9 protein-coding genes are annotated in these 11,177 nt (G+C 38.4%); 8 read left to right on the top strand and 1 reads right to left on the bottom strand.

The window, feature by feature from the left end:
- Positions 1-40 precede the first annotated feature (40 nt).
- On the top strand, positions 41-631 hold the full coding sequence (locus Ga0466249_RS04815) for an HD-GYP domain-containing protein (protein ID WP_246588451.1): 591 nt from the start codon (positions 41-43) through the stop codon (positions 629-631).
- A 122-nt stretch (positions 632-753) separates the two neighbouring features.
- Here Ga0466249_RS04815 and Ga0466249_RS04820 read toward each other — a convergent pair whose 3' ends face one another.
- Positions 754-1,926 (bottom strand): SAM-dependent methyltransferase, encoded by a 1,173-nt coding sequence (locus tag Ga0466249_RS04820; protein WP_215828281.1) that lies wholly within the window; start codon positions 1,924-1,926, stop codon positions 754-756.
- 551 nt (positions 1,927-2,477) lie between these two features.
- On the opposite strand from Ga0466249_RS04820, the gene Ga0466249_RS04825 reads away from it, so the two are divergent.
- From Ga0466249_RS04825 to Ga0466249_RS04855, 7 genes are all read left to right on the top strand, one after another.
- The gene (locus Ga0466249_RS04825; RefSeq protein ID WP_215828282.1) at positions 2,478-3,857 is read left to right on the top strand and encodes a sigma-54 interaction domain-containing protein; all 1,380 of its coding nucleotides are present in this window, start codon (positions 2,478-2,480) and stop codon (positions 3,855-3,857) included.
- Between the two features lie 469 nt (positions 3,858-4,326).
- Positions 4,327-5,886, top strand: a complete 1,560-nt coding sequence (locus Ga0466249_RS04830; protein WP_215828283.1) for an acyl CoA:acetate/3-ketoacid CoA transferase — start codon at positions 4,327-4,329, stop codon at positions 5,884-5,886.
- Positions 5,887-5,962: 76 nt separating this feature from the next.
- Positions 5,963-6,367, top strand: a complete 405-nt coding sequence (locus tag Ga0466249_RS04835) for a VOC family protein (RefSeq protein WP_246588478.1) — start codon at positions 5,963-5,965, stop codon at positions 6,365-6,367.
- Between the two features lie 43 nt (positions 6,368-6,410).
- Entirely contained in the window at positions 6,411-7,187 is a 777-nt protein-coding gene (locus Ga0466249_RS04840) for an acyl-CoA dehydratase activase (protein ID WP_246588479.1), read from the top strand.
- Between the two features lie 43 nt (positions 7,188-7,230).
- A complete protein-coding gene (locus tag Ga0466249_RS04845) occupies positions 7,231-8,481 on the top strand; it encodes a 2-hydroxyacyl-CoA dehydratase subunit D (protein ID WP_215828286.1) in 1,251 nt (416 codons plus the stop codon).
- A 17-nt stretch (positions 8,482-8,498) separates the two neighbouring features.
- Positions 8,499-9,617 (top strand): 2-hydroxyacyl-CoA dehydratase subunit D, encoded by a 1,119-nt coding sequence (locus Ga0466249_RS04850; protein ID WP_215828287.1) that lies wholly within the window; start codon positions 8,499-8,501, stop codon positions 9,615-9,617.
- Positions 9,618-9,671: 54 nt separating this feature from the next.
- Positions 9,672-10,811, top strand: a complete 1,140-nt coding sequence (locus Ga0466249_RS04855) for an acyl-CoA dehydrogenase (RefSeq protein ID WP_215828288.1) — start codon at positions 9,672-9,674, stop codon at positions 10,809-10,811.
- Positions 10,812-11,177 lie beyond the last annotated feature (366 nt).

Genomic DNA, 11,177 nt, shown 5'->3' on the forward strand with positions numbered 1-11,177 from the left:
GAGAAGTAGAAATCTCGTTTCAGCATTGAGGTGCCTGATTATGCATTCAAAAGTTTTCGAAAAAATTGAAATGAAATTAGAAACTGCCTTATTTTTATTCAAAGCAATAGCTAATTACGACCCTATTACAGCTTTGCATTGTTGCAATACCTCCAGCATAGCTGTAAATTTAGCTGGTAAATTACATCTTTCAGGCCGAAAGCTAAATGATGTAATGATTGCAGCACAATTACATGATATTGGTAAAATAAAAATACCTAAGCAGATACTAAATAACCCTGGAAAATTGACTGAGAATGAGTTTGAAACTATGAAAAAGCATCCAGAGATCGGATTTTCTATAGTGAAAGACCTAACTGAATTTCATGATATAGCAGAAGCAATTCTTTATCATCATGAAAAATTTAATGGGGGTGGTTATCCGACCGGAAGAAGTTCTCAAGAAATTCCATTATATGCTCGTATATTAAGCATTGCCGATGCATATGAAGCCATGATTTCGGATCGAATCTATCATAAGGCGCTAACTGAAGAAAAAGCGCTACAAGTCATTAGCGAAGAAAAGGGAATTCAATTTGACCCAGAGATTGTAACTGTTTTTATTGCAATGAAAAGTGTGTATCATGTCTAACGGCGAAAATGAATAATCCTTATCCACAAATAAATTGGATAAGGATTATTTTATCTTTAAGGAATTTTTGATTGGCTCATGCCATCTTTGGATTCGATGAAGGCAATCAATTTCGTTCACAGTTATTTTTGGTTATAAATGAAGTTATAAGTTAAAGGCAAGTCGTTGTTTAATCCTTTGGTAAATAATAATTGATGAACATCTAAGCCGGATACGCGAAAAGCAGCGGCACAGCCTTGCAAATAGAGACTCCACATACGAACGAAACGTTCTCCATATTTTTGTCGAATTTCATCAATATGTTCCAGAAAATTATTATACCAGTAGTCGAGAGTCAGGGCATAATGAAGACGTAAACTTTCAAGGTGTAATAAGTGAAAATCATATTCAGGTAATGCCCAAATTGTTTCTCTAAGCGACGGTACGTAACCACCAGGGAAGATATACTTTTTCATCCATGAGTTGCCGGGTTCCTCAAACATGCCTGTAATCGTATGTAATAAGGATATACCACCTGGAACAAGAAGCTCGTGAACTTTTTTCATATATTGATTATGATTTCCTTTTCCTACATGTTCAAACATGCCAACACTCACAATTTTATTAAACTGAAATTTATCAGAATCTAATTCTTGATAATTTGTTAAATAAACTTTGACTTGATTTTCTAGACCCAGTGCTTGAATCTGTTCTTTCGTTCTATCATATTGTTCCGTACTTAAAGTAATTCCGGTAGCCTTTACATGATATTGCTGTGCGGCCCGAATAATCAGCCAGCCCCAACCGCTTCCAATATCTAAAAGTTCTTCATCCGGTTTTAAGTTAAGTTTCTTTAAAGTATGATCAATTTTTTGTAATTGAGCTTGTTCAAGTGTATCTTTCTGCGTCTTAAAATAGGCACAAGAATAGCTCATGGTTTTATCTAACCACAGTGAGAAAAAATCATTTCCTAAATCATAGTGACGATGAATATTCTGTTTTTGAATTTTTGGCTCAAAAATTTTATTTGCAATAGTATGTTCATTTTTCATTTCGGGAAGGCTATTTTCGGTAATTACCCGCAATACCTCATCCATCGACCCTTCAAGGTCGATAATACCATCCATATAAGCTTCTCCTAAAGTCAACACGATGTCATCGTTATTTAGTTGCCAAGAGGGTTCTTGATTAAATTTTAGGGTGAAAGAGGGGTTTCCCTGTCCAAAATTTTCTTTTTCACCATCCCAAAAAATCACAGAGAAGTTGCCCTTATTCCATTTTTTTAAGAGTAGTTTTAATGCCATTTTCTTTAACATGTGTATAATCATCCTTTCGCTAACCTGCATAATAATTTTTGTATAACGCATAATGTTCGCTAATTGATTTTTTTGTACTGCGGGTTATGTCAAGTTTATATCATTTAGTTAAATAGCGAAAATATATCTTGTGCATATTTTGTATTACCGTAAGTTATATGAATAAGAAAATTTCATCATTCATTTGCGATTTATCCATGGCTTAGAGGATAACAACAAGCTTATTCCGAAATTTCTCGCTGAATTAGATTGCCTGTTTTAAAAGGGTTAGAAATGTGGTAGACTAAATTTGAAAGGCTGCTCCTTTTCTGATTGTCGTTTGAATAACGACGATCAGAAAGTGCAGTCTTTTTTTATACCGCTGATTAGGAGATTATTGCTAGTGATATAAAATTTAATTAAGGAGGAATTTTAGAATGGACATTTTACATTTACATTATTTATAATGAGATCCACGATGTCGTCAATATGAACCTAAAACTGAATATTGATTCAGATAAATTTATTTTTGACTATGGCAATGTATTGTTTTGATGCGAGGAGTGAGACGATTGACTACTATTTTACAATCTTCCAATGAATGTAACCGTTGCCTTTCTTATGATGAAATATCGGCGGTTATCGAGCAATCTTACGATGGAATGCTCGTTATTGATGATCATTCTATGGTTGTTTTCGTTAATGATTCCTATTGTCGAATTATGAATATTAATAAAGAATCTATTCTGCTACAAAGTTTTAAGGATTTTTGGTTAACACGTCCCTTTTCAGCGGCTATTTTGGATGCTTTGAAATTCAAAAAGTCGATTACGCGAACTCATTATGATATGGTGCCGGGAAAAGTGATTATGATGACGGCCAATCCTATTTTTGATCGAGAAGGAAAGGTGCGCCTCGTTGTAGGCAATTGCCGTGATATGTCAGAGTTAGCTAAATTAAGGAAACAGTTGGAAAAAGTGCAAGGCGATAGTGAATCTACAGGCCCTATAGCTGTCAGTGATAAGATGAAAAATTTACTTGTTTCCGCGCAGAAAGTGAGTTCAGTAGATATCACTGTTTTAATTACTGGTGAATCAGGGGTCGGGAAAGAAGTTGTGGCGCAATATATTCATGATCATAGTCTACGCAAGGCTGCGCCTTTTGTAGCAGTAAATTGCGGCGCTATTCCTGAAAATCTTTTGGAATCTGAATTCTTTGGATATACGGGTGGAGCATTTACAGGAGCGAATAAAGCAGGAAAGAAAGGTTTGTTTGAAACTGCTAATGGAGGAACTTTGTTTCTCGACGAAATTGGCGATCTCCCGTTTGATTTGCAAGTGAAGCTTTTGCGAGTACTTGATACAGGGAAAATGACGAAAGTAGGTGATAGTATTCCAACCCCTGTTGACGTGAGAATTTTGGCGGCTACGAACAAAAATATGGATGTTATGGTAAAAAATCATAAATTCAGAGAGGATCTCTATTATCGTTTGAACGTCATCAAGATTTATATTCCGCCCCTTAGGGATCGTCCTGAAGATATTCGGCCGTTATGCATCTTTTTTCTCAATAAATGTAATCAGCGTTATGGTCAGAATAAGCGAATCAATGCTGATGTGTTAAAAATCTTAGAGCAATATGATTGGCCTGGAAATGTGCGTCAATTACGTCATGCCATGGAAAGAATGGTTGTTCTCAGTAATGGGGACTATTTGGAACTTTCTTCTTTGCCACCGGAAATTCATTCTTTAAGTAATTTTGCAGGTTCAGATGATTTAAAGGAAACGATTGTCATCAATCGTTTTATATCAATTCCGGAAGCGATAGCGGAAGTTGAAAAGAAAATTCTTTGTTCTGCAATGAAAAATAATTCTAGTAGTAGGGCAATCGCTAAAATTACTGGTATTGACCAAACTACGGTGTTACGGAAAATAAAAAAATATGGTCTTTAACAGCATTTTATGAATTATTTTATACTTTTTAGGATGAATAGCCGACCCAAGATTGGAGGTTGGCTATTTTTTTGTAAAATTTGAGGCAGAATACATCGCAAAAAAAAGTGGAAAGCAAAAATCATTTGAATATTCGTGGGATTGAGAAAAATAGCATTGTTTTGAGTCATGATGCATCACATGGGGTATTTTGCCTCAATTTAAAATAAAATAAGAAAAAAGTGAAAAATAGTTAATTTTATATACAAGTGAATTAATTGGATTAAAAATTAGAAAAACAGCAAAGTACGTGGAGAATACTTGGCTGTAGCTATTTTTCCTGTACTTTTCTATAAAATTACTCTGCTTTTTTATCCTTGCCAACTTTATATTTTTGGCATGGTTTTTGCAATGCTTTATCAGTGATATCAAAGTTCAGATCTAGATCACGACTGAAGATACAGGATACTAATTTTATACGGAGGAAACGATGAGAAAGGTAACTGTACTCACAGCTGAAGAAGCTGCTAACTTGGTTAAGGATGGGGATACCATCATTACAAGTGGATTTGTGGGCAGTTCTTTGCCGGAAACGCTTAATAAAGCATTGGAACAAAGATTTTTAGCTACAGGAAAGCCGGAAGGGCTGACGATTTCTTTTGTTGCAGCCCAGGGCAATAGAGACGGAAGTGCATCTGATCATTTTGCCTATCCCAAAATGATAAAAAGAGTTATATCCGGTCATTGGAATATGGTACCCAAACTGGGTGAATTGGTTTTGAAGAATGAGATCGAAGGATATAATTTGCCTCAGGGAATATTATCTTGTCTATTAAGAGATATCGCAGCGCATCGGGTCGGAATGGTTACTCATGTTGGATTAAATACCTTTGTCGATCCAAGAAATGGAGGCGGGAAACTCAATACAAAGACACAAGAAGATTTAGTAGAACTTGTCTGTACGAAAGGCGAAGAAAGACTTTTGTACAAATCGTTTCCCATCAATATTGCATTTATCAGGGGAACTTATGCTGATGAAGCGGGGAATATCTCTTTTGAAAAAGAGGTCGCGTCTCTTGAGGCTACATCGATGGCGCAAGCTGTGAAAAACAGTGGGGGGAAGGTAATTGTTCAAGTTGAAAAAATAGTAAAGGCAGGGACATTAGATCCAAAATTGGTTAAAATACCGGGAATCTATGTTTACGCTGTTGTCATAGCTAGTGAAATAGATCAAAAGCAATGCTTGGGTTGTGATTACGATCCGGCCCTTACTGGCGAAATTAAAGTACCGGAAGGTGGAGTTCAAAGTACAGCGTTAACTACTAAAAAATTGATTGGTAGAAGAGCAGCCATGGAGCTTGAAAAAAATATTGTTGTAAACCTTGGGATTGGTGTTCCTGAATATGTCGCGATGGTTGCCAACGAAGAAGGAATTGGCGACTATATGACATTAACGGTAGAAGGAGGGCCCATCGGCGGAATTCCACAAGGTGGTGTCAAGTTTGGTTCAAGTTGTAATCCGGAGTGCATTGTTGATCAGGGTTATCAATTTGATTTTTATGATGGCGGAGGGCTTGATTCTGCTTTTTTAGGACTTGCTCAAGTTGATGCAACAGGTAATATTAATGTAAGTAAATTTGGGACAAGAATTGCGGGTTGTGGCGGATTTATTAATATTACGCAAAATTCGAAGAAAGTATTTTTTTGTGGTACTTTTACGACGGACGGGTTAAAAACAAAAGTTGAAAATGGTCAATTGATTGTTTTACAAGAAGGACGGGAAATTAAGTTTGTAAAACAGGTAGAACAAATTACTTTTAGCGGTCAATATGCTATGAAAACCGATCAAACTGTTCTCTATATAACGGAAAGAGCTGTTTTTGAATTGCGCAGGGATGGAATTTATTTGATAGAAGTAGCGCCTGGGATTGATATTCGTACTCAAATTATCGATTTAATGGGTTTTGCTCCGAAAATTGACGGAGAGGTCAAGCGAATGAATGGAGCAATTTTCAAAGAGGAATTACTGGGATTAAAAAATATGATATAGCTGAAGTGAAAAGGTCGATTTTAGTTTGATAGATAATTTTTATATCAAATCAAAAGGATGGATAGCTGTGAAACCAATGAGATTGCACCATGTCGGTATTGTTCTTCCTACAGTGGAAAAAGCATATAGTTTTTTGGAAAAGATCGGGCTTGAAATAGATTATCAAGGATTTGTTGAGGCCTATCATGCGGATTTGATTTTTACGAAATATCATGATAAGGAAAGTCCGCTTGAATTTATTATTCCTAAGGAAGGCGTTCTTACGAAATACAATGGCGGGAAAGGTGGCATTCATCATTTAGCCTATGAGGTCGAGGATGTGGAAGCCGTACGCCAGGAACTTGAAAGTAAAGGATTAGGCCTATTGGAGCAACAGGCTGTAGAAGGGACAAGCGATATTATTGTCAATTTCTTGCGACCAAGATATTCGGAAGGTATACTTGTTGAATTTGTTCAGACTGTTGCCCCAATTAAACGATAACCAGTTATTTTACGCTCACATTAGGAGGTTGCCCGTGTTTACGATGGGAATTGATGTAGGTTCAGCATCATCTAAAGCAGTCATACTTGATCATAACGCTCACATCGTTGCGGCGGAGGTAGTTCAGGTCGGTACCGGCTCAACGGGTCCCAAACGCGTGATAGCAGCGGTACTTGGAAAAGGCGGACTGAAGCTGGATGATATCCAAAAAATAGTTGCCACTGGTTACGGCCGATTTGTTATTAAGGAAGCGGATCGGCAAATTAGTGAAATTAGTTGTCATGCCAAGGGGATTTTTCACGTAATACCCACTGCCCGTGTCATCATTGATATCGGCGGTCAGGATTCCAAAGCAATTATGCTTGATAAAAACGGTATGGTCAACCAATTTTTTATGAGTGACAAATGTGCGGCAGGGACGGGCCGATTCCTTGATGTAATGGCCAGGGTGTTAGAAATTACGATTGAAGAGCTAGCCGACTATGATAGTCGGGCAACTGAACCGGCTTCCATCAGCAGTACTTGTACTGTTTTCGCTGAATCTGAAGTGATTTCTCAATTAGCTAATGGGACGTCAAAAGAAAATATTGTTGCTGGTATTCATCAGTCTGTGGCTGCCAGAGCTTGTGGCCTTGCCAGAAGAGGCGGGATAGAACCCGATGTAGTCATGAGCGGCGGTGTGGCTCAAAATGAAGGTGTCGTTCGAGCGATCAGTGCTGCATTGAACCAAAAGGTGATTGTCGCTCCGAATCCTCAAATCATGGGGGCTCTGGGAGCAGCCTTGTTTGCTTATGAAGAAGTGAAGAAGAGTGACGGGTGACTATGACCAGTCACTTTGAAAATAAAGGAAAAGAGGGAGTATTATGACTGAAACAGAAGGCATGAATTCAAAACAGTTATTGGCATATTACCAGGCCAAATTGGACGAAGAAGCAAGGGATGCAAAGGCCAATGGCGGTTTGGTTGCCTGGTCGGCATCTGTTGCTCCCAGTGAATTCTGTGTTGCTATGGGAGTTACCATGGTTTATCCAGAAACGCATGCAGCAGGCATTGGAGCTAGAAAAGGTGCTTTAGATATGCTTGATGTTGCAACTAACAAGGGATATTCATCTGATTGCTGTTCTTACGGTAGAGTAAATATAGGTTATATGGAATTGCTTAAAGAGCAGGCTTTGACAGGAAAAACGCCTGATAAATTAGCGAATTCTCCAGCAGCAAAGGTACCACTTCCTGATTTTGTCATTACTTGCAATAACATTTGTAATACTTTATTAAAGTGGTATGAGAATCTTGCGGTGGAATTAAATATTCCTTGTATTGTCATTGATGTTCCTTTTAACCATACCATGCCGGTTCCACAGTATGCGAAAGAATATATTGCCGCTCAGTTGAAAGACGGAATTGCTCAGGTCGAAAAAATTTCTGGCAAGAAGATGGACTGGGATAAATTTCTAGAGGTTCAGAAACAAACGCAGCGTTCTGTAGCTCAGTGGAATAGAATTGCTCGATTATCTTCTTATAAACCCTCTCCGCTGAATTGTTTTGACTTGTTCAATTATATGGCGCTGATTGTTTGTGCAAGAAGCAGAGATTATGCGGAAATTACCTTTAAAAAATTTGCTGATGAATTGGAAGAAAATTTGGCTAACGGCGTCTATGCGTTTAAAGGTGCTGAAAAAAATCGTATTACTTGGGAAGGAATTGCAGTTTGGCCTTATCTTGGTCATACTTTTAAATCTTTAAAATCTTTAGGATCTATTATGACGGGGTCTGCTTATCCGGGGTTATGGAATCTTGAGTATACACCGGGAGATTTATGTTCCATGGGTGAAGCTTATACGAACGTTTATATTAATACTTGTCTTGAGAATAAAGTAAACGTCCTGCTTGATGTGGTGAACGGTGGGAAGTGTGACGGCGTGGCTTATCATCTGAATCGCAGCTGTAAGCTGATGAGCTTCCTCAATGTCGAGACTGCCAGAATGATTAAGGAAAAAACCGGGTTGCCTTATGTAAGTTTTGATGGAGACCAGACCGATCCGAATAATTTCTCAACGGCTCAGTTTGATACCCGTGTGCAGGCACTAGCCGAAATGATGGAAACAAAAGCTTAAAAAGGAGGAAAACGATCATGAGTAAAATAGAAAAGATCATCAATGAACTGTCAGCGATTGCGGGTAATCCGAAACAGGCGGTTGCTGATTATAAAGTTCGGACAGGCAAAGGAGCGGTAGGAATTTTACCATACTATGTTCCTGAAGAACTTGTTTATGCAACAGGCTATCTTCCTGTTGGTATCTGGGGCGGTCAAAAGAAAATTACCAAAGCGCCTACCTATCTTCCATCTTTTGCTTGTTCAATGATGCAATCCGTCATGGAGTTGGAAATTGAAGGGGCTTACGATTGCTTAGACGCTATTTTGATGTCTGTACCTTGTGACACATTAAAATGTTTAAGCCAAAAATGGAAGGGAACATCTCCTGTTATCATCTTTACGCATCCACAAAACAGAAAATTGGAATCTGCTAATACATTTTTAGTGGAAGAGTATAAGATTGTGAAGGCGAAACTTGAAAAAATTCTGGGTGTTACCATTACGGATAAAGCCATTCAGGCGGCAATTGACACGTATAATGAAAATAAAAAAATCGTCCGGGAATTCTCCGATTTAGTGGGAAAATATCCTCAGATTATTGACACTGTTCAACGTCATGCAGTAATGAAAGCCAGATTATTTATGGATAAAGCGCAACATACTGTTTTGGTGAAGAAATTGATTGCTGAAATGAAGGCTATGCCTGTTCAGCCGTGGACTGGTAAAAAGGTTATTTTAACTGGAATTATGGCTGAACCAACGGAATTGCTGAAAATATTTAATGAATTTCATATTGCAGTTGTTGCTGATGATCTCGCCCAAGAAGGACGACAGGTTCGTGTTGACGCGCCAGCTGGGCACGACCCACTTTATCGACTGGCCAAAGTGTGGCAAAATCTTGAGGGTTGTTCTTTGGCTACAGATACGAAAAAGTTCCGAGGCACGATGTTGAAGAATATGGTTAAGAAGTATCAGGCTGATGCTGTAATTATTTGTATGATGAAATTCTGTGATCCAGAAGAATGGGATTATCCGGTATATTACAGACAGTTTCAGGAAGCTGGAATTAAGAGTTTACTGCTTGAAATAGAGCAGCAGGCAGTTACTTTTGAGCAGGCTAAAACTAGAGTGCAGAGTTTTATAGAAATGCTGTAGGACTTTGATAAGCCTACGAAAAAAATCGTTATATAAAAATTGGAGGAGAAATTCATGGATTTTATTTATAGTACAGAACAGGAAGATATTCGCAAAACAGTGAGGGCATTTGCCGAAAAAGCATTGTTACCGACGGTTGCTGAAAGAGATGAAAAGGAACTTTTTTCACGGGAAATTTATAATGAAATGGGTAAAATGGGCTTAATGGGAATTCCCTATCCTGAAGAATACGGCGGTATCGGTAGTGACTTTGTAAGTTATGCCATTGCGTGTGAAGAAATTTCACGTGTTGATGCTTCCACAGGTATTGGAATGTCGGTGCATACTTCTTTGTGCTCTTGGCCGATTTTTAAGTATGGTACAGAAGAGCAGAAACAAAAATATTTAAAACCATTGGCTGAAGGAACGAAATTAGGTGCCTTTGGCTTGACTGAACCAAATGCAGGTACGGATGTGAGCGGCGGTACAGCTACGGCAGTAAAAGATGGTGACCATTATATTCTCAATGGGACTAAAATATTCAATACAAACGGCGGCGAAGCGGAAATTGAAGTTGTTTTTGCTATTACTGACAAGGCTGCTGGTCCTAAGGGAATGAGCGCCTTTATTGTTGAAAAAGGTACTCCAGGGTTGAGCTTTGGTAAGAAGGAAATCAAGATGGGTATTCGCGCATCCGTACAGCGGGAAGTTATTTTAACAAACTGCCGTGTGCCTGCTTGTAATCTGCTTGGCAAAGAAGGGCAAGGTTTTAAAATTGCCATGTCGACTCTTGATGGTGGCCGTATTGGCGTGTCTTCGCAAGCGTTGGGTATTGCCCAGGGCGCATTGGAGGCGGCGATTAAATATTCTAAAGAACGCACCCAATTTGGTAAACCAATTTGCAAACAACAGGCGATCGGATTTATGTTAGCTGATATGGCAGCGAAAGTAGAGGGAGCCAGGCTTCTTGTGTATCGTGCGGCATATCATATTTCGCATGACTTACCTTATTCGAAAGAAGCGGCAATGGCGAAGCTCGTTGCTTCAGATACAGCGATGTCAGTTACAACGGATGCCGTTCAAATTTATGGCGGATATGGATTTACGCGTGAATATCCTGTTGAACGTATGATGAGGGATGCTAAAATTACCCAGATTTATGAAGGCACAAATCAGGTGCAACGCATGGTTATTTCTGGAAGCATCTTGCGTTAATTGTAAGGAAACAGAGCCGTTGTTGCGTATGTTATAGATGGTAATGTTTTGGTTGCCTCTGAAAAAGCAAATTTTTTGCTAATCTGAGGTAACCTTTGGCATTACTTGGATCTTAATACAAATTGGATATTAAAATTATCGTGATGGCAAAATAAAATGTAGTCCAAAAAACCGATAATATCCGGGAACCTGCTGGGAAACGTTTCATTTCGATTAATGCGTTTCCTGATTTTCTGTTGGATTTTTAAGAGTGGGAACTACAATGAAGCAAATTTCTGATGAAATTTACAGGAGGCTTACAATATGGAAATGGTAGTTTGTGTCAAGCAAGTACCTGACACTACAGAAGTTAAAATTGATCCAGTA

Source organism: Pelorhabdus rhamnosifermentans (genome assembly GCF_018835585.1).
Classification (GTDB): Bacteria; Bacillota; Negativicutes; order UMGS1260; family UMGS1260; genus Pelorhabdus; species Pelorhabdus rhamnosifermentans.

Coding starts and splice junctions, on each gene's coding strand:
- Ga0466249_RS04820 (WP_215828281.1), bottom strand. CDS start 1,926: ATGTTAAAGAAAATGGCATTAAAACTACTCTTAAAAAAATGGAATAAG.
- Ga0466249_RS04840 (WP_246588479.1), top strand. CDS start 6,411: ATGGGAATTGATGTAGGTTCAGCATCATCTAAAGCAGTCATACTTGAT.
- Ga0466249_RS04845 (WP_215828286.1), top strand. CDS start 7,231: ATGACTGAAACAGAAGGCATGAATTCAAAACAGTTATTGGCATATTAC.
- Ga0466249_RS04855 (WP_215828288.1), top strand. CDS start 9,672: ATGGATTTTATTTATAGTACAGAACAGGAAGATATTCGCAAAACAGTG.
- Ga0466249_RS04830 (WP_215828283.1), top strand. CDS start 4,327: ATGAGAAAGGTAACTGTACTCACAGCTGAAGAAGCTGCTAACTTGGTT.
- Ga0466249_RS04850 (WP_215828287.1), top strand. CDS start 8,499: ATGAGTAAAATAGAAAAGATCATCAATGAACTGTCAGCGATTGCGGGT.
- Ga0466249_RS04815 (WP_246588451.1), top strand. CDS start 41: ATGCATTCAAAAGTTTTCGAAAAAATTGAAATGAAATTAGAAACTGCC.
- Ga0466249_RS04835 (WP_246588478.1), top strand. CDS start 5,963: ATGAGATTGCACCATGTCGGTATTGTTCTTCCTACAGTGGAAAAAGCA.